Source organism: Stutzerimonas decontaminans (genome assembly GCF_000661915.1).
GTDB classification, from domain to species: domain Bacteria; phylum Pseudomonadota; class Gammaproteobacteria; order Pseudomonadales; family Pseudomonadaceae; genus Stutzerimonas; species Stutzerimonas decontaminans.
Window position 1 is genome coordinate 1,140,051 of record NZ_CP007509.1, and the last position, 18,071, is coordinate 1,158,121.

Consider the following 18,071-nt stretch of genomic DNA (forward strand, 5'->3'; position numbering starts at 1 on the left):
GCCGGCATCCGCCGGCTTCTTCGTTTTCAGCTGCGCTCCGAGACGCCTTCGCTTTCCCCATCATCCGGCTGCCGCCGGCTTCTGGTCCATTGCCAGGCAATCAGCACCAGCGTCGGGATGCCGAGCAGGGCGGTGACCAGGAAGAAGTTGCTGTAGCCGAGGTTTTCCACCATCACGCCGGAATAGCCGCCAAGCAGGCGTGGCAGCAGCAACATCAGCGAGCTGAGCAGTGCATATTGCGTGGCGGAGAACTTCAGGTTGGTCAGGCTCGACAGGTAGGCGACGAACGCCGTGGAGGCCAGGCCGCCACTGAAGTTGTCGCAGGAAATCGTGACGATGAGCATCTGCAGGTTCGCGCCCATCTCTACCAGCAGCATGAACATCAGGTTGGTCGCCGCCGAGGCGACGCCACCGATGAAAAGGATCGGCAGGATGCTGAAACGTACGATGAGCAAGCCACCGAACGCGGCGCCGAGCAGCGTCATGATCAGGCCGAACAACTTGCTGACGCTGGCAATCTCGTCCTTGGAAAAGCCCTGGTCGATGTAGAACACGTTGGCCATCACGCCCATCACCGTATCCGACATGCGGTAGGTGGCGATCAACCCGAGCAGCAACAGCGCCTGCCAGCGGTAGCGGACGATGAAGTCGGTGATCGGCGTCAGCACGGGCCCCATCAGAATGCGTCCGGGCGCGGACAGACAGCCCCAGCAGATCAACAGGTACATGGTGCCGCGCGGCCAGTAGCCGCCCCAGTAGGACTGGAACATGCCGGTGGTGGAGACCATCAGTATGATCAGCACGATCACCGAAACGGCCTGGTGCGCGAAGTCGAAACGCAGGGGACGCTGCCTTTGGCCTGCCTGTCCGAGTATGTGGCGCACCGGTACGAACAGGGCCTGACCTACCGGCGAAATCGTGCCGAGAATGAACAGCGCGTAGAGTGTCGCCCGTGGCCAGGCCTGGGCGATCAGCGCATTGATCATCGCCGGTACCGAGATCAGCAGCACCAGCAGCAGGCCGACCGCCGCGAGCTGGTGGTTGAAGCTGAAGCGTGACGGCTCGATGGGCAGCGGAGTGCCGGCATCCGGCTCGCGGATCACCAGGCTGGTGATCAGGCCGGGGACGATCAACAGGGCGAAGGCCAGATAGGTCGTGGTCCAGGCCGCCTGGTTGTAATCGATGCTGCTCGAACCCAGCCATTCAGCAAGGAACAGGGCACCGGCGCTGGCCAGCAGCATGGCGATCCGGTAGCCGGTCATGTAGCTGGCGGCCAGGGTCGCCTGCAACTTGTCTTCGGCGATCTCCAGGCGATACGCATCGATGGCGATGTCCTGAGTGGCCGATGAAAAAGCCACAACCACCGCCAGCGCGATCAGCATCGTCAGGTTGTGCTGCGGATTGCACAGGGCCATGCCGATCAGGCCGATGGCGATCAGCGCCTGCGACAGCACCAGCCATGAGCGCCGGCGGCCAAGGCTGCCGATCCAGGGCAGGCGCCACTGATCGAGCATTGGCGACCACACCCACTTGAAGGCGTAGGCCAGGCTGATCCAGCTGGCGAAGCCGATGGTTTCCCGGGAAACGCCTGCTTCGCGCAGCCAGACCGACAGCGTGGAGAACACCAGTACAGCGGGAAGGCCCGCGGCGAAACCCAGCAACAGCAGGGCCAGCGTAGCGGGACTGGCATAGGCGGCTAGCGCATCGCGCCAGGTTTCACGGGACATACATCGAAGTTCTGTACAGTTCGGACGAAGGGCGCACTCTAACCGCTGTGCTCCGGCGAATGCCAGCCGTGCCGACGCATGTCCACCCGGTCGTTGATGATGGTGAGTCCCTCGGCGCGCAGCCGCATGCGCTGCTCATGTCCTGCGGCGGAGCCCGCTGGCAGGCTGAGCCTGCCTCCGGCGGCGATCACCCTGTGCCAGGGCAGGCGGGTGTCATCGGGCAACTGCGACATCAACCGTCCAACCCAGCGTGCAGCGCGACCGAGCCCGGCCATGGCGGCCAGTTCGCCGTAGCTTACGACCTTGCCGGGCGGAATCTGCGCCATCACCAGGTAAACAGCGGTACGCCGTGTTTCGGCGTCGGCACCGGGCGGTAACAGCGGTGCGTGATCGTTCATGCAAGGCTTCCGGGCGGTTCTGAAGGTTGGTTCGCCGAACTCGTGCTCCATTCGGCGGTCTGTGCTTGCTGTAGTTCAATGCATAGGGATAATGCCAGCCTTTCAACCGTCTTCGACCAAAATCCCTGCACATTTATGCTCACCAGAACCCTGCTATGCGCGACCCTTTCCGCTGTTGCCCTGCCTTCGCTCGCCGACACCGTGTGGCTGAAGAACGGTGATCGCCTGACCGGCAAGATCAGCGTGCTCGACGGCGGCAAACTGCTCATCGAAACCGAATACGGTGGCTCGATTCCACTGAAGTGGAACCAGATCGCCACGCTGGAAAGCGACCAGAAACTTCTCGTCAAACAGGACGACGTGACCGGTGAGGTTGCCCACGCATTGCAGGCCGCCGAGCAGGGCAAGGTCACTCTGGTCAACGGTGCTGCGCCGCGTACCGTCGAGCTGGCTAGCATTTCGCAGATCATCCATCCCAAGCCGCTGATCCAGGATTTCACCTGGAAGGGCAATGTCGATGTGGCGATGGATTACAAGCGTGCCGAAACCGATACCGATGACTATGATGTCTCTTTCGACACCAAGGCCCGCCACGGGCTGTGGCGCCATAACGGCACCGGCAACTACAACCGCGAATATCGCGATGGCGTGACGGTGACCGACAACTGGGATGCCGAGTACGCACTGGACCGCTTCCTCGATCAGCATTGGTTCTGGCAGGGGCGCCTGAGCTACAAGCGCGACCAGATCGAAGACGTGCGCCGCCAGCGCACCATCGGTACCGGTCCGGGTTACCAGTTCTGGGACAACGAGCTGGGCGCGTTCTCGCTGGCCGGCCTGATCAACCGCAGCGACTACGAGTTCGCCGACGGCGATAAGGAAAACTTCTACCTGGCGGCGGTCAAGTGGGACTACAACCGCTACCTGGTGGGCAAGACCTTCGAGCTGTTCAGCACCGGGGAGCTTGGCAAGCCGCTGGAGAACGTGGCCGATTACGCGCTCGATGCCGAGGTCGGCTTGCGTTACAAGGTGACCGACTGGGCCTCGCTGAACATGAAGGCGCAGAAGGACATCATCAGCGGTGCAGATAACGACCTCGACGAAACCCGCTACAGCATCGGGTTCGGGGTGGGCTGGTAAGCGAAACCCGCTCGTTTTGCACATATATAAAGAAGGCAGCCCGATGGCTGCCTTCTTTTTTGGGCCGACGACGCAATCAGAGGCGCAGGCCGCCGTCGAGTTCGAGAATACGCCCGGTGTAATAGTCGTTCTCGAAGATGTACGCCACCGAGTGGGCGATCTCGGCCGGTTTGCCCATACGCCTGAGCGGAATGCCGGCCGTCATCTTCTCCAGCGCTTCCGGCTTCATGCTGGCGACCATTTCGGTCTCGATAAAGCCCGGGGCCACGCCGGCGACACGAATGCCGTAGCGTGCCAGCTCCTTGGCCCAGACAACGGTGGCCGAGGCCACGCCGGCCTTGGCGGCGGAGTAGTTGGTCTGGCCCATGTTGCCGGCGCGGGAGATCGAGGAGATGTTGATGATCGCGCCTTCGCTCTTCAGCTCGACCATCTTCGCCGCGACCTCGCGAGTACAGAGGAAAACACCGGTCAGGTTGACGTCGATCACCGCCTGCCACTGGGCCAGGCTCATCTTGCTGATCTCACCGTCCTTGACCTTAAGCAGCAGGCCATCGCGCAGGATGCCGGCGTTGTTCACCAGGCCATGCAGCCCACCGAAGTCCTCGGCCACACGGGCGACCATATCGCTCACCTGCTCTTCGTTGGCGACGTTGCACAGGTAGGCGCGGGCGTCGCCGCCGGCTGCCTTGCAGGCCGCGACAGCTTCATCGAGGCGCTCCTGATTCAGATCCACCAGTGCGAGCCTGGCGCCCTTGCTCGCCAGGTACTCGCCCATGGCGCGGCCGAGGCCCTGACCGCCGCCGGTGACGATGATGACCTTGTCCTGAAGCTGCATGCTGCTCATCTCCTGTTGTCGTTCTAATACGGGGCAAACGACGCCCGCCGGGGAAACCGTTATGCTGAGCGCTCCGTCGACCCGGACCCGTCTTCCGAGGAGCCCCAGTGAGCGCCGAAGCCAGCAAGCATGCCCGACAACTCCTGCTCAAGGAATACCGCGGCGTGCTCTCTACCCATTCCCAGGCCATGCCCGGTTTTCCGTTCGGCTCGGTAGTGCCTTACTGCCTGGACGCCAACGGCTGGCCGCTGATCCTGATCAGCCGCATCGCCCAGCACACGCGCAATCTCAAGGCCGATGGGCGCTGCTCGCTGCTGGTTGGCGAGCGCGCCGCCGAGGATGTACAGGCTGCCGGGCGGCTCACGCTGCTGGCAGAAGCCCGCCAGCTCGAGGAGCCTGCAGCAATCCAGGCAGCGGCGCAGCGTTATTACCGCTATTTCCCCGAATCGCGCGACTACCATCGCGTGCATGACTTCGATTTCTGGGTGCTGCAGCCGGTGCGCTGGCGGTATATCGGTGGCTTCGGTGCCATTCATTGGCTGGACCATGTTGCACTGGCCAACCCCTTTGCGGTCGAAAGCGGCGAGGCGGAGCAGGGCATGGTTGAGCATATGAACGACGATCATGCTGCTGCCATCGCCCGTTATGTCGAGCAGGCCGGGCTGCCGCAGAGTGTGCCAGCGCAGATGGCTGGCATCGACAGCGAGGGGTTCCATTTGCGTATTGGCCAGGCATTGCACTGGCTGGCATTTCCGCAGCCATGCGAGACGCCTATGGCGGTGCGCCAGGCCCTGGTTGCCATGGCGCGCGGCTGAGGTGGATTCAGTTTCGCTTCAGCCGCGTCGCGCATAATCCGGTTACAGGCTGTTTATTGCCCGGGTTGAATTAGACCCGCCATGCCGCCATCTACAGAGGACTGGAAGCTGATCTTCCGTCAAGGACCATCGATGCGAATCTTCTTTGTACTGTTTTTGTTGTTTCCGCTGGCCGAGCTGTATGTGCTGATCAAAGTCGGCAGCTCCATCGGCGCGTTGGCAACGATCCTGTTGCTGGTGCTCAGCGGCATCGCCGGCATACTGCTGTTGCGTCTGGCCGGCTTCGCCACCGCTTGGCGCGCGCGTGAGCGTCTGGCACGCGGTGAACTGCCTGAGCGCGAGATGCTGCAGGGGCTGATGATGGCGATCGGCGGCGGCTTGCTGTTTCTGCCCGGCTTCATCAGCGACGTGCTGGCGTTGATCGTGCTTTTTCCGCCGACCCGCAACTTCCTGTTCCGTCAGATCAACCGGCGGATCGAAGCGCAGGTGCGCCGCCAGCGCGCCTTTGCCGACGATCTGCAGGCGCGTTCCAACCCGCATCGGCCGAACGTGATCGAAGGCGAATGGGAACGCAATGACCGCGACCGCTAAGCCGAACATCGACACTCCGGCATGCCATCAGGCATGCCGGTTTCGTTTTCGGCCATGAAAATTTCATCCGCGCCCCTTGAAATGCTCTTGAACGCCCGCATGTAGCGGACACCGCAAGGTCGCTGTCGTGTTCGACAGTCCGTCTTCTGCGGCTCGCGTTGCGGGCCGCAACCGGCAACGCCGGATTTGCCCAACCCGCCGATGAAGGGTCATCGGCATGGAACCACTCTACTAGGAGAGATCGACAATGAAGCTTCGTCCTCTGCATGACCGCGTCGTGATTCGTCGCAGCGAAGAAGAAACCAAGACCGCAGGCGGTATCGTCCTGCCGGGCTCCGCTGCCGAGAAGCCGAACCGTGGCGAAGTCGTTGCTGTGGGTACCGGCCGCGTGCTGGACAACGGCGAAGTACGCGCCCCGGCCGTGAAGGTCGGTGACAAGGTGGTGTTCGGCCCTTATTCCGGCAGCAACACCGTCAAGGTCGACGGTGAAGATCTGCTGGTGATGAGCGAGAACGAAATTCTCGCCGTCGTCGAAGCCTGATCACCTGCGAATCTCCGTAAATAATTCACGAATTGAGGATCAATCAACATGGCTGCTAAAGAAGTCAAATTCGGCGACTCCGCACGCAAGAAGATGCTGGTCGGTGTAAACGTTCTGGCTGACGCCGTTAAAGCGACCCTCGGCCCGAAAGGCCGCAACGTCGTGCTGGAGAAGAGCTTCGGTGCTCCGACCATCACCAAGGACGGCGTTTCCGTCGCCAAGGAAATCGAGCTGAAGGATCGCTTCGAGAACATGGGCGCTCAGCTGGTCAAGGACGTTGCGTCCAAGGCCAACGACGAAGCCGGTGACGGCACCACCACCGCTACCGTTCTGGCCCAGGCCATCGTCAACGAAGGCCTGAAGGCCGTCGCTGCCGGCATGAACCCGATGGATCTGAAGCGCGGCATCGACAAGGCCACCATCGCCATCGTCGCCGAGCTGAAGAACCTGGCCAAGCCGTGCACCGACTCCAAGGCCATCGCCCAGGTTGGCACCATCTCCGCCAACTCCGACTCCTCCATCGGTGACATCATCGCCGAAGCCATGGAGCGCGTAGGCAAGGAGGGCGTGATCACCGTCGAGGAAGGTTCGGGTCTGGAGAACGAGCTGTCCGTCGTCGAAGGCATGCAGTTCGATCGCGGCTACCTGTCGCCGTACTTCATCAACAAGCCGGACACCATGGTCGCCGAGCTGGACAGCCCGCTGCTGCTGCTGGTCGACAAGAAGATCTCCAACATCCGCGAACTGCTGCCGGTGCTGGAAGCCGTTGCCAAGGCCGGTCGTCCGCTGCTGATCGTTGCCGAAGACGTCGAAGGCGAAGCGCTGGCTACCCTGGTGGTCAACAACATGCGCGGCATCGTCAAGGTTGCTGCAGTCAAGGCCCCGGGCTTTGGTGATCGTCGCAAGGCCATGCTGCAGGACATCGCCATCCTGACTGGCGGTACCGTGATTTCCGAAGAAGTCGGCCTGAGCCTGGAGACCGCTACCCTGGAGCACCTGGGTAACGCCAAGCGCGTCGTGCTGAACAAGGAAAACACCACCATCATCGACGGCGCTGGTCAGCAGGCTGATATCGAAGCCCGCGTTGCCCAGATCCGCAAGCAGGTCGAAGACACCACTTCCGACTACGACAAAGAGAAGCTGCAAGAGCGTCTGGCCAAGCTGGCTGGCGGTGTTGCCGTGATCAAGGTCGGTGCCGGTACCGAAGTCGAGATGAAAGAGAAGAAGGCCCGCGTAGAAGACGCCCTGCACGCTACCCGTGCTGCCGTCGAAGAAGGCGTGGTTCCTGGCGGTGGCGTTGCCCTGGTACGTGCTCTGCAAGCCATCTCCGAGCTGAAGGGCGAGAACGAAGACCAGAACGTCGGCATCGCTCTGCTGCGCCGCGCTGTCGAGGCGCCGCTGCGTCAGATCGTCTCCAACGCTGGTGGTGAGCCGAGCGTAGTGGTCGACAAGGTCAAGCAGGGCGAAGGCAACTTTGGCTTCAACGCTGCTTCCGACACCTACGGCGACATGATCGAGATGGGTATTCTCGACCCGGCCAAGGTAACCCGCTCTGCTCTGCAGGCCGCGGCTTCCATTGGCAGCCTGATGATCACCACCGAAGCGATGATCGCCGAAGTGGCTGACGACAAGGCCGCTGGCGGCATGCCGGACATGGGTGGCATGGGCGGTATGGGTGGCATGATGTAAGCCGACCGGCTCCTGAGCTGTAAATAAAAAACCCCGCCTTGTGCGGGGTTTTTTTTGCCTTGCGGTGGTTGCCCTCGCAAGAGACGGCAAACGATGCAACCGTTCGTCCAAAATTGCACATAAATTAATCAACTAGGCTACGGTCAGTTAACTACTCGCCTAATCAAGGGCTTACGCCATGAAGTTGGAAATAGCTCGAGGATTGTTTCTGGTCGGTGCACTAGGGGTCACCACGCTGTGCGTGGCGGCTTGGAACGAGCCCAGCGCCATGCTGGTACAGAGCAGCGCAGACCGCAGTTACTGTCCGCTGCCGCCCAGCGGCAAGGTACGATTCGACGCGGCACGGCCTGATCAGGATCTGCTGTTGCTGCTCTATGGGTTGTCTCAGAGCATGCGCTGAACGGCGCTAGGCGGGAGCCTGCGCACGGCCGTTCAGCTCGCGCCGACTGCCGCATGCCCGCTCGGTGCGTGGTCCGGCTGGGCCAGCAGGTCGTAGACCGCCGGTAGCACGAACAGGGTGAACAGCGTGCCCACCGACATGCCGGTCGCGATCACCAGACCGATGTCGAAACGGCTGACCGCGCCGGCGCCGCTGGCGATGATCAGCGGCACCATGCCGAACACCGTGGCAGCAGTGGTCATCAGCACCGGCCGCAGGCGGATCGCTGCCGCTTCTTCCACCGCTTCGCGCCGGCTCAGACCGCGCTCACGACGCAGCTGATTGGCGAATTCGACGATCATGATGCCGTGCTTGCTGATCAGGCCGATCAGCGTCACTAGGCCTACCTGCGTATAGATGTTCATGCTGGAAAGGCCGAGGAACAGCGGCACCAGCGCGCCGCATACCGACAGCGGTACGGTGACCAGGATCACCAGCGGATCGCGGAAGCTTTCGAATTGCGCGGCCAGGACCAGGAAAATCACCGCCAATGCCAGCGCGAAGGTCATGTATAGCGCGTTGCCTTCCTGGATGTACTGCCGTGAGGCGCCAGCGTAATCGAAGCTGAAACCCTCGGGTGCTTCTTCGCCGGCGATGGTCTGCAGTGTCTTGATCGCTTCGCCCATGCTGACGATCGGAAAGCCCTGAATCATTGCCGCGTTGAGTTGCTGGAACTGCTTGAGCTGGGTCGGCCGGGCGCGGTCACGCACCTTGATCAGCGTCGACAGCGGCAGCATCTCGCCTTGCCCGTTGCGCACGTAGTAGTTGCTCAGCCAATCCGGGTTGTCGCGGTAGGCGCGCTCCACCTGGGCGATGACCTTGTAACTGCGGCCTTCGATGGTGAAGCGGTTGATCTCGCCCTCGCCGAGCAGGGTGCTCAGGGTCAGGCCGAGATCTTCCATGGAGACGCCCATCTGCGCGGCCTTCTCACGGTCGATCTCGACCACGATTTCCGGTTTGTCGAACGCCAGGTCCACATCGAGGAAGGCGAACTTGCCGGACTCCTCGGCGCGCTTGCGGATGCGCTCGGTCACTTGCAGCAGCGTCTCGTAGTCGTTGGCGGTGTTGATCACGAACTGGAAGGGCAGACCTTCGCCGGTGCCCGGCAGCGAGGGTAGGTTGAAACCGAAGATCTGCAGGCCGGGCAGGCGGTCGAGCTTGGCCTGGACCTCAGGCAGGATCTCCATCTGCGAGCGCTCACGCTCGTCCCAGGGTTTGAGCAGGAAGCCGCCGATGCCGCTCTGTACGCCGTCGAAGCCATTGATCTGGAACCAGGAGTAGTACTCCGGAAAGCTCTGGAATATCTCCAGGAACTGGTCGGTATAGGCGTTCAGGTAGTCCAAGTTGGCGGTCTTCGGCGCGCTGGCCATCATGAACACAATGCCCTGATCTTCTTCCGGCGCCAGTTCGCTTTCGGTAAACATCAGCAGGGCGGGAATCAGCGCCAGCACGATCACGGCAAATACCAGCACCACCGGGCGGGTATTTAGCGTGCCGTGCAGGGCGCGCTGGTAGCGCTGCTTGAGGCCTTCGAACAGTTCGTCCAGACGATGGGCGAAGCCGCTGGGGTTCTCTTCGTGACGCAAGAGCTTCGAACACATCATCGGCGACAGGGTCAGCGCCACGACGCCGGAGATCAGTACCGCGCCGGCCAGGGTCAGGGCGAACTCCTGGAACAGCGCGCCGGTCAGCCCCTGCAGGAAGCCGATTGGCGCATAGACCGCGGCCAGGGTGATGGTCATGGTGACCACCGGCATGGCGATTTCCCGTGCGCCGTCGAGGGCAGCCTGGAACGGTGACTTGCCCTGCTCGATATGCCGGTGGATGTTCTCCACCACGACGATGGCGTCGTCCACCACCAGGCCGATCGCCAGCACCATGGCCAGCAGGGTCAGCAGGTTGATCGAGTAGCCCATCGCCTGCATGAAGAACAGCACGCCGATCATCGACAGCGGGATGGTCACCACCGGGATCAGCACGGTGCGCAGCGAACCGAGAAAGAGGAATACCACGACGATGACGATCACCGCGGCCTCGGCCAGGGTCTTCACCACCTCGTCGATGGAGGCCTGAATGAACTCGGTGGCGTCGTAGGCGATGGTCGCCTTCAGGCCTGGCGGCAGCTGGGCCTCGATCTGCGGCATGATCGCCCGGACTTCCTTGATCACGTCCAGCGGGTTGGCGCTGGGCGTGCCCTTGATACCGATATAGACCGAGGGGATGCCGTCGAACGAGCTGATCGAGTTGTAGCTTTCGGCACCCATCTCCACCCGCGCCACGTCACCCAGCAGCACGCGACTGTCGCCTTGCGTGCGCAGCGGGATGGCGGCGAACGCTTCCGGCGTCTTCAGCTCGGTGTCGGCGTTGATACTGGTGACCACGTACTGGCCCTTCACTTCGCCGGCCGCGGAGAGGAAGTTGTACTTGCGTACCGCCTCGTTCACGTCGCCGGCGGAGATGCCGTAAGCGGCCAGCTTCACCGGGTCCAGCCAGAGGCGCATGGCAAACACCTGATTGCCGAGGATTTCCGCTTCGGCCATGCCCGGCAGCGTCGCCAGCTTGGGCTGGATGACCCGCGACAGGTAGTCGGTGATCTGTGGATTGCTCAGCTGGTCGCTGTAGAAGCTGATGTACATCAGCGCGGTGGAATCGGCCGCCTGCTTGTTCAGCACCGGGTCCTCGGCGTCCTGCGGCAGCTGGTTCTTCACCGAGTTGGCCTGGCTCAGCAGCTCGGTGTAGAGGCGATCGGTGTCGGCACCGATGCGTGCATAGACCGAGATCACCGAGGCGTTCTGCTGACTGACCGAGGTCATGTAGTCCACGCCTTCGGCGCTGGCCAGGCTCTGCTGCAACGGCTGGGTGATGTAGCCCTGGATGGTTTCGGCGTTGGCGCCGGGATAGGCGGTGGTCACCGTGATCAGCGCGCTTTCCATCTGCGGGTACTGGCGGATGGTCAGGCTGTTGAACGCCTGGATGCCGAGCAGCACGATCAGCAGGCTGATGACGCTCGCCAGTACCGGACGGCGGATGAAGGGATCGGTGAAAGCCATGGGCAAGTCCCTGGAGCTGTTCGATGTGTGCTGTGCGTCGGGCCTGCCGCATCAACGGCAGGCGTCGTTCAATTGGTCGCTGGCTGCTGTGAGCCTTCCAGCCTGAGCGTGCGGCTTTCGCTGATCGCGACATGGGCGCCGTTGTCCAGCTTGAGCTGGCCGGCGACGATCACCTGCTCGCCGCCCTCTAGGCCCTCAAGAACGACAGTCAGCCCATCGCGCCGCTCGCCGGTGGTGACGAAGCGCCGCTCGACCACCAGGTAAGGCTCGTCGGCGCTGACACCCTCTGGCGGGGTACCTTCCGTCACCAGCAGTACCGAGTTGCCGTACAGCGTGTAGGTGATGGCCGTTTCCGGAACCACCACCTGTGCGGTTTCGGTCGGCAGCAGGACCTGCAGGTCGGCGAACATGCCGGGTAACAGCCGTCCGTCAGGGTTGGCCAGTTCGGCGCGGACTTGCACGTTGCGGGTGGTGGTTTCCACCTTCGGGTTCAGCGCGCTGATCACGCCTTCGAAGCGTTCCCCGGGATACGCGGCGACCTGCAGCTGCACCCGCTGGCCGAGCTTCAGCAACGGCACATGCTGTTCGGCCAGGTAGAAATCGACGAACAGCCTGGACAGGTCCTGCAGTGTGGCGATCGGCGTGCCGGCGGCGATGTAGTCGCCCACATCAACCTGGCGGATGCCGATGGTGCCGGAGAAGGGCGCCAGAATGCGCTTCTTCGACAAGCTGGCGCGCAGTTGCGCGACACTGGCTTCGGCCTTCTGCGATTCGGCATTGAGCCGGTCGTACTCGCTGCGGGAAATGGCCTGGCGATCCAGCAGGCTGCGCGCTCGCTGGAACTCCAGGCGCGACAGGTTGAGATCGGCTTCGGCGCTGGCCAGGCTGGCCTGCTCCATCTCGCTATCGAGCAGCACGATAGCCTGGCCCTTGCTGACCTTCTCACCGGACTGGAACTGCACGTCGGTGATCGTTCCGGCGATCTCGACGCTCAGATCGATGCCCTGGGATGCCTTGAGCGTGCCGATGGCTGGTAGGCGGCTTTGCCAGTCCATGCGCCGGGCAACCTCGGTCTCGACATCGATCGCCGGCTTGGGTGCCTGGAATTGCTGAATCTGTTGGTAGATCGAGTTGAACTTGAGTGCGGCGAGGATCGCAACGACGACGACCACCGCGCCCAGCATGAACAGCATGCGGCGCAACATTTTCCGATTTCCTTGGAGATGTGAGCCGGCTGTCTACTGCCGTGATCGAGGCAGCCGTTCGAACGGTCCGGTGGGTGCCGGAGGCGGCAACCAGCTGGCACTGACGCAGCGGGACCGGAGAGCGAGGAACTTAGCCCCGAATCGGAGGCAAGTAAAGGGGGAGAGGGGGTGGAAAGCGCGGACATGCGGGGCGGGCGACAGACTGTCGGCCCGCCCGCTTATCATCAGCCGGCGAGGCGTTGGGTGACGTCGGTCAGTTGCGCCGACAGCTCATGCAGGTTCTGGCTGGCGGTTTCGGTTCGCTCGACGTTCTGCTGGTTGATGGTAGCGATCGAGGTGATCTCGGTGATGTTGCGCGAGATGTCCTCGGCCACCGCGGTCTGCTCCTCGGCAGCGGTGGCGATCTGGCGGTTCATGTCACGGATGGCTTCTACCGCTTCGGTGATGCGCTGCAGCATCTGGCCGGCCTCGGTCACCTGGCCGACGCCCTGTTCGCTGCGCGCCTGACCGCTCTCGATGGCGCGTACGGCATTGCTCGCGCCGGTCTGCACGGTATCGATGATCTGGTGGATCTCGGCGGTGGATTCGGCGGTGCGCTGGGCCAGGGTGCGCACCTCGTCGGCGACCACGGCGAAGCCGCGGCCGGCGTCACCCGCGCGGGCCGCCTCGATGGCCGCGTTGAGCGCTAGCAGGTTGGTTTGGTCGGCGATCCCGCGGATCACCTCCAAGACCTTGCCGATGCGCCCGCTATCGCCCTCCAGGCGGCGGATGACGTCTGCCGTGCTGGCGATCTCGTTGCTCATGTCGGTGATGGTAGCGATGGTGCCGCGCATCACCGCTTCGCCTTGCTGGGCGGAATGGTCGGCGGCGTCGGCGGCCTGCGCCGCTTCTGCGGCATGCCGTGATACTTCCTGAGCGGTGGCGGACATCTCGTGCATCGCAGTGGCGACCTGATCGGTACGCGAGAACTGTTCGCGGGTGCCGTCTGCCATCAGTCTGGCGATGGCATTCAGCTCACCGCTGGCGCTGTCGAGGTTGGACGTGCTCTGCTTCAGACGAGTGAAGGTGTCGGCGAGGAAATCGCGTAGCACATTGGCGGCGACGGCCAGGCGGCCCAGCTCGTCGGCGCGGCTGGCATCCACGCGGTCGGCAAACTTGCCCTGGCTGAGGCGGGCAATGTGTTCGATTAGGCTGCGGATCGGCTCGATGATCTGTCGATTGACCAGCCATAGACTGAGCAACGCCACCAGTACGGCGGCCAGGCTCATGATGATCGGGCCAAGCACTGCGGTAGTCGCGGCATCGGCCTGGATCGTTTCCGACTGTTCGGCTGCCGCGCCGTGCAGCTGCTTGACGAGTTCGCTCAGCTGCGCGCTGGTGGCACGGTCGATCCCAGCCACCGCGGCGTCACCGGCAAGCGGGTCGCTGTCAGCGGCGATATAGGCGTCCAGGCCCTTGCGGTAGGCAGCTCCAAGGGTGCGATGCTCGTTACGCAGGCGTTCGATTTGGCTGGCCAGTGCCGGCTCGTCGGCGGTCAGCACGAGCAGGTCGCCGAGGATCTTCTGTACTTTGGCTTCCTGGGCTTCGAACTGGCTCCAGTAGCGGGTGCGATTGTCGAGTTGCTTGCCGCGCAGCAGCACGTTCTTCCATTCCTGAACCTGCACCTTGAACTCGAGGTTGGCCTCGTCGATCAGTTGCAGTTCGGCCAGCGGGCCGTCGAGCAGCTTCTGGAAGTGGTCGATGTTGCCGCTGAGCAGGCGGATGCAGGCGAGGGCGATGAGCAGCGTCAGCAGCAGGCTGCCGCCGATCAGCGCGAGGATTTGGGCGCGCAGGGAAGTTCGGAACATGGCGAGGTCTCGTCGTGTGAGAAAAAACAACAATGAGCATCCTTGCCGTTGCCTTGCATGCATCGGCTGCACGTTGTTTTTCTTGAGCTAGACCACGCGCAGATGGTTGTCCCAGAGCCCTGCCGGTAGCTCGAGCGGTGTGCTGGCGATTCGCTCGCCACGGCAGTCGAACAGCCGGCAACGACCCTGGCCGGAACTGACCACGAAACCTTCGGCGACCGCGGCGACACCGGCACAGTCAGGCAGGTGAACTTCCTGGCGCAGTTCGGCGCTGTCCAGATTCCAGATGAACACCTTGTTGCCACGCGGCGCCGTCACAGCCAGCAGGCGCAGCGCGTCGTGAATGGCCAGGCTCGCGGTGTACTGGTTCATGATCTGCCGCTGCGTCTCACCCAGCGGGAAGTGCTGGAACGGCTGCCCCGGCCGCTTGATTGCCAGCAGCGGCACACGGTCCATCGGGTCACCCTCGTATTGCTGGCCGCTGACGATGGTGCCGTCGGCGGCGACGGCGAGGTGCCGGACGCTGTTCATCTGCTCGGGCAGCTGCTCCTTGCTGATCAGTGTGCCATCGCGGCGCAGCAGGACCAGGCTCGGCTCCATGGCCGCCAGATTCATCATCTCGCGGCTGTCGGCCTCGGTGCGGATACCGCCGTTGGCAACGACCAGCGTCTCGTTGTCCGGCATCCATAGCAGCTGGTGCGGGCCGATCCCATGAGTCGGGTGCTCGTCGACGCGAACCAGCTGTCGACCCTCCAGGCGGTACACACCGAGCACCCCACGGCCGGCATCGGTGGTGTCGTTCTCGGTGGTGTAGAACCACTCGCCATCCTTGTGAAACACGCCGTGACCGTAGAAGTGCCGATTCGTTGGCGAGGCAAGCACCTGCAGCAGGCGTCCGTCACGTGAGTCGATCAGATAGCTCTCGCGGCTCGGGCGCCGGCCGACAAACACTGCCAGCGGCAGGTAAGGGTGCGGGTAGACATCGTGGCAGCGCTCGGCAACCGGCGTGGCGAACACCTGGCTGCCATCGAGTCGGTAGCCGACGGCGTAGTGCCGACCTTCCTGGTCGTTGCGCGCGGAGAGCAGCACCGGCTGATCGCCATGACGCGTCAGTGTCCAGCCGGCAATGCCACTGGCGGCCAGCATGGCACCGCCCAGACCCAGCAGGGTTCGGCGCTTCATGATCAGTCTCCGTCGTGCGCGTTGAAGCCGATCTGCACACCAAGCGCGCGGGCCAGGTCCAGTTGATGCAGACGATGCAGGCGATCGATTCGCTGGTACAGCGCGTCGAGCTCGCCACGTCCCGCTTCACTGGACAGCAGCTCGCCGAACGGTTGAGTCATGCCGGTCAGTTGCTGCAACAGCTCGGCATAACCGGCATCGATACGCTTGGCCAGGTCCGCCTGTTCCGCACCGAGCAGTCCGCGCAGGCCATCCTTGTCGGCGCCCAGCCACAGGCTTTCGGCGCCTTTGATCGCTGCGGCGATGTTGGCGAGCGTCGTGTCGCTGCGCCAGCCTTCGGCCTGATAGGGCTGCGGATGGCCCTTGGCCTGGCGGCCTAGCGGGGCGCCGAGCTTCTTCTTCAGCCCGTCGAGTGCGGTGACCTGGACACGTAGCAGCTCGGCGATGGCCTCGCTCGGTTCGGCGTAACGCTCGTTGGGGAAACGGCGCAGCTGATCGGCCATGCCATCCTTGTCCTGCCATTGCTGCAGCACACCGGCGGCCAGCTGTTGCTGATGCTCGCCGATGGCGATCAGCAGGGGACAGTAGCGGGCCTTGCTGGTGCTATCGGCGAGGTCGATGCCCTTGTCGAAAAGGATATATTCGTAGGCGCTCAGGCCCTGCACCACGACACTGGCGCCGTCCAGATCAGCCTGGGAAAGGTTGGGTTTGGCGTTGAGCAATGCCGTGACCTGGCGCGCGACGAGGTTCTTCTTGTCCGGCCAGAACTGCACCTGCCAGGCCAGATTGCCCTCGCCCATTGGGCCGATCAGCAACGGTTGCAGACCGGCCCAGGCCGTCTGTGCATGCACGAACGCCTCCTGCGCCTCCTTGGTTGTCTGATTGTCAGCGCAGTAGGCGATCGCACTTGCAGCCAGGCGGCGGTCAGCTTCGGCCCACTGGGTGTAGCTTGGCAGGAGCACGCCATCGACCAGCGCCTTGCTGGTTTCAGCTTGCGGGTCAGCCGGAGTGCAGGCGCTCAGCACAAGCGCGGTAAGCAGGCTGCCGCTGGCGATGCGCAGGGTTTTGGAACGGATCATGATTTCCTCGTCGGCTAGGCCGGTTACAGCGCTCTCGCGCCGGAAAAGCTTGGAGTGAACGGCATTCAGAGCGACTCGAGGAAGCTCAGCAGTGCGTTGCGTTGTTCCTGGTCGAAGCCCAGCACGGTCTGGCGGGAATGCTCCGCCTCGCCGCCGTGCCAGAGTATGGCTTCGAGCAGGTTGCGGGCACGCCCGTCATGAAGGAACAGGGTATGCCCGCTGACCGTTTGGGTCAGGCCGATGCCCCAGAGCGGTGCCGTGCGCCACTCACGGCCGCTGGCTTCGAACTCCGGTCGGTGATCGGCCAGGCCTTCGCCCATGTCATGCAGCAGCAGGTCGGTATAGGGGCGGATGAGCTGGTTGGCCAGCTCCGGTTCCGCGGCGTCAGCGGCGGTGGTGAACTGCGGCACGTGGCAACTGTGGCAGCCGGCACGGTGAAAAAGCGTCTTGCCGGCGAGCACCTGTGGATCGCCGACGTTGCGCCGCGCCGGTACGCCGAGGTTGCGGGTGTAGAACAGCACCTGGGCAAGAATGTTGTCGCTCACTTCCGGTTCGCCGCCATCAGGCATGGCGCGGCACTCGGTCTGCCGTTCGGTGCAGCTGCTGCCGCTGAACAAGCTGGTGGACAGCCCCATGTCGTTGAAGAACGCGTCAGCATTCTGCTGGTTCAGCTTCGGCTGCCCGGCTTTCCAGCCGAAGCGTCCCATCACGGTTTGCCGGGTGGTCTGGTCGAAGACGCGGTTGGGTCGGCCGGAAATACCATCTCCGTTGCGGTCATCCGGGTCGGCATTGGCCAGCAGCGCTTCTTCGGGGATGGCTTCGAGCAGGCCGAGGCCGATCATCGGCGGCGCAATGCGCAGCGACATCTGGGTATCCGGGTGCATAGCGCCGTAGCCCAGTTCGCTCAGCTCCACTTGCGGTTTGCGCAGTTCCACCTCAGTGCCGTCGGCGAAGCGCACGCGTTCGGTTGAATAGCGCAGGCGCACCTTGCCTTCGGGCGCGACGCCGGGAATGGCCATGTCCTGCAGCTGCCCGCCATAGCTCGGCTCCGGTGCGATGCCACGCTCACGAATGACTTCGGCGTGCTCCGGCCCTGCCGGTATAGACAGCCGTACCAGCATCGAGACTGCGCTCGCCGCATCAGGCGCTGGCGGATGTCCGCGGCCGTCCTTGATATGGCAGTTCTGGCAGGCGTTGGTGTTGAACAGGGGGCCAAGGCCGTCGCGGGCTGTGGTAGAGGCGGGAGCGATGACCCAGGGGTTGCGGAAGAAGCTGTTGCCGACGCTGAAGTCGAGTCGGCGCGTCGGCGCGAGGTTGGCCGAAGGCATGGAAAAGGCATTGTGGTCGAACTTCATGACCGTGGCGGCGCCGCCCGAAAGCGCTTCACCGGGTTCGGGTTGTTCGAAGCGCGGCGTTTCATCGTTGCCGCAGGCAGCCAGAGTCAAGGCCAGCAACGGGAAGAGGCGGCGAAGCAGCGGACGCATGGGATTACCTGCAGAGCGGTGAATTAAGCCGCGCAATCTTAGCAGGCTA

At 63.3% G+C, this 18,071-nt stretch carries 15 protein-coding genes; 6 read left to right on the forward strand and 9 right to left on the reverse strand.

Going from position 1 to position 18,071, the window contains the following annotated elements:
- Positions 1-26 precede the first annotated feature (26 nt).
- Entirely contained in the window at positions 27-1,727 is a 1,701-nt protein-coding gene (locus tag UIB01_RS05255) for an AmpG family muropeptide MFS transporter (protein WP_038657537.1), read from the reverse strand.
- Between the two features lie 38 nt (positions 1,728-1,765).
- Positions 1,766-2,125 carry an MGMT family protein gene (locus UIB01_RS05260; RefSeq protein ID WP_038657539.1) on the reverse strand — a complete coding sequence of 120 codons (360 nt, stop codon included), beginning with the start codon at positions 2,123-2,125 and terminating at the stop codon, positions 1,766-1,768.
- Between the two features lie 135 nt (positions 2,126-2,260).
- Here UIB01_RS05260 and UIB01_RS05265 point away from each other — a divergent pair, with 135 nt between their 5' ends.
- Positions 2,261-3,265: a DUF481 domain-containing protein gene (locus UIB01_RS05265; RefSeq protein WP_038657541.1), complete on the forward strand. Its 1,005-nt coding sequence runs from the start codon at positions 2,261-2,263 to the stop codon at positions 3,263-3,265.
- 76 nt (positions 3,266-3,341) lie between these two features.
- Here UIB01_RS05265 and UIB01_RS05270 read toward each other — a convergent pair whose 3' ends face one another.
- A complete protein-coding gene (locus tag UIB01_RS05270) occupies positions 3,342-4,100 on the reverse strand; it encodes an SDR family oxidoreductase (protein WP_038657543.1) in 759 nt (252 codons plus the stop codon).
- Between the two features lie 107 nt (positions 4,101-4,207).
- On the opposite strand from UIB01_RS05270, the gene UIB01_RS05275 reads away from it, so the two are divergent.
- From UIB01_RS05275 to UIB01_RS05295, 5 genes are all read left to right on the forward strand, one after another.
- Positions 4,208-4,915, forward strand: coding sequence for a HugZ family pyridoxamine 5'-phosphate oxidase (locus UIB01_RS05275; protein ID WP_038657545.1), 708 nt, complete (start codon positions 4,208-4,210; stop codon positions 4,913-4,915).
- A gap of 132 nt (positions 4,916-5,047) precedes the next feature.
- Positions 5,048-5,506, forward strand: a complete 459-nt coding sequence (locus UIB01_RS05280; protein ID WP_038657546.1) for an FxsA family protein — start codon at positions 5,048-5,050, stop codon at positions 5,504-5,506.
- Between the two features lie 247 nt (positions 5,507-5,753).
- The gene (locus tag UIB01_RS05285; RefSeq protein WP_015276035.1) at positions 5,754-6,047 is read left to right on the forward strand and encodes a co-chaperone GroES; all 294 of its coding nucleotides are present in this window, start codon (positions 5,754-5,756) and stop codon (positions 6,045-6,047) included.
- Between the two features lie 48 nt (positions 6,048-6,095).
- The gene (gene groL / locus UIB01_RS05290; RefSeq protein WP_038657549.1) at positions 6,096-7,736 is read left to right on the forward strand and encodes a chaperonin GroEL; all 1,641 of its coding nucleotides are present in this window, start codon (positions 6,096-6,098) and stop codon (positions 7,734-7,736) included.
- A gap of 178 nt (positions 7,737-7,914) precedes the next feature.
- Positions 7,915-8,136 (forward strand): hypothetical protein, encoded by a 222-nt coding sequence (locus tag UIB01_RS05295; RefSeq protein WP_038657551.1) that lies wholly within the window; start codon positions 7,915-7,917, stop codon positions 8,134-8,136.
- 32 nt (positions 8,137-8,168) lie between these two features.
- Here UIB01_RS05295 and UIB01_RS05300 read toward each other — a convergent pair whose 3' ends face one another.
- From UIB01_RS05300 to UIB01_RS05325, 6 genes are all read right to left on the reverse strand, one after another.
- Positions 8,169-11,225, reverse strand: coding sequence for a multidrug efflux RND transporter permease subunit (locus tag UIB01_RS05300; protein WP_038657553.1), 3,057 nt, complete (start codon positions 11,223-11,225; stop codon positions 8,169-8,171).
- Positions 11,226-11,293: 68 nt separating this feature from the next.
- A complete protein-coding gene (locus tag UIB01_RS05305; protein WP_038657555.1) occupies positions 11,294-12,430 on the reverse strand; it encodes an efflux RND transporter periplasmic adaptor subunit in 1,137 nt (378 codons plus the stop codon).
- Positions 12,431-12,654: 224 nt separating this feature from the next.
- Complete coding sequence (locus tag UIB01_RS05310; protein WP_038657558.1) at positions 12,655-14,277, reverse strand: methyl-accepting chemotaxis protein; 1,623 nt, start codon at positions 14,275-14,277, stop codon at positions 12,655-12,657.
- A gap of 87 nt (positions 14,278-14,364) precedes the next feature.
- Entirely contained in the window at positions 14,365-15,459 is a 1,095-nt protein-coding gene (locus UIB01_RS05315; protein ID WP_038657560.1) for a DUF1513 domain-containing protein, read from the reverse strand.
- 2 nt (positions 15,460-15,461) lie between these two features.
- Entirely contained in the window at positions 15,462-16,538 is a 1,077-nt protein-coding gene (locus UIB01_RS05320) for an imelysin family protein (protein WP_038657562.1), read from the reverse strand.
- Between the two features lie 65 nt (positions 16,539-16,603).
- Positions 16,604-18,022 (reverse strand): di-heme oxidoreductase family protein, encoded by a 1,419-nt coding sequence (locus UIB01_RS05325; RefSeq protein WP_038657564.1) that lies wholly within the window; start codon positions 18,020-18,022, stop codon positions 16,604-16,606.
- Positions 18,023-18,071: the final 49 nt, after the last annotated feature.

Bases quoted from the DNA above. Each gene is read 5' to 3' on its own strand.
- UIB01_RS05280 (WP_038657546.1), top strand. From the start codon at position 5,048: ATGCGAATCTTCTTTGTACTGTTTTTGTTGTTTCCGCTGGCCGAGCTG.
- UIB01_RS05315 (WP_038657560.1), bottom strand. From the start codon at position 15,459: ATGAAGCGCCGAACCCTGCTGGGTCTGGGCGGTGCCATGCTGGCCGCC.
- UIB01_RS05255 (WP_038657537.1), bottom strand. From the start codon at position 1,727: ATGTCCCGTGAAACCTGGCGCGATGCGCTAGCCGCCTATGCCAGTCCC.
- UIB01_RS05305 (WP_038657555.1), bottom strand. From the start codon at position 12,430: ATGTTGCGCCGCATGCTGTTCATGCTGGGCGCGGTGGTCGTCGTCGTT.
- UIB01_RS05270 (WP_038657543.1), bottom strand. From the start codon at position 4,100: ATGCAGCTTCAGGACAAGGTCATCATCGTCACCGGCGGCGGTCAGGGC.
- UIB01_RS05260 (WP_038657539.1), bottom strand. From the start codon at position 2,125: ATGAACGATCACGCACCGCTGTTACCGCCCGGTGCCGACGCCGAAACA.
- UIB01_RS05310 (WP_038657558.1), bottom strand. From the start codon at position 14,277: ATGTTCCGAACTTCCCTGCGCGCCCAAATCCTCGCGCTGATCGGCGGC.
- UIB01_RS05285 (WP_015276035.1), top strand. From the start codon at position 5,754: ATGAAGCTTCGTCCTCTGCATGACCGCGTCGTGATTCGTCGCAGCGAA.
- groL (WP_038657549.1), top strand. From the start codon at position 6,096: ATGGCTGCTAAAGAAGTCAAATTCGGCGACTCCGCACGCAAGAAGATG.
- UIB01_RS05300 (WP_038657553.1), bottom strand. From the start codon at position 11,225: ATGGCTTTCACCGATCCCTTCATCCGCCGTCCGGTACTGGCGAGCGTC.
- UIB01_RS05265 (WP_038657541.1), top strand. From the start codon at position 2,261: ATGCTCACCAGAACCCTGCTATGCGCGACCCTTTCCGCTGTTGCCCTG.
- UIB01_RS05325 (WP_038657564.1), bottom strand. From the start codon at position 18,022: ATGCGTCCGCTGCTTCGCCGCCTCTTCCCGTTGCTGGCCTTGACTCTG.
- UIB01_RS05295 (WP_038657551.1), top strand. From the start codon at position 7,915: ATGAAGTTGGAAATAGCTCGAGGATTGTTTCTGGTCGGTGCACTAGGG.
- UIB01_RS05320 (WP_038657562.1), bottom strand. From the start codon at position 16,538: ATGATCCGTTCCAAAACCCTGCGCATCGCCAGCGGCAGCCTGCTTACC.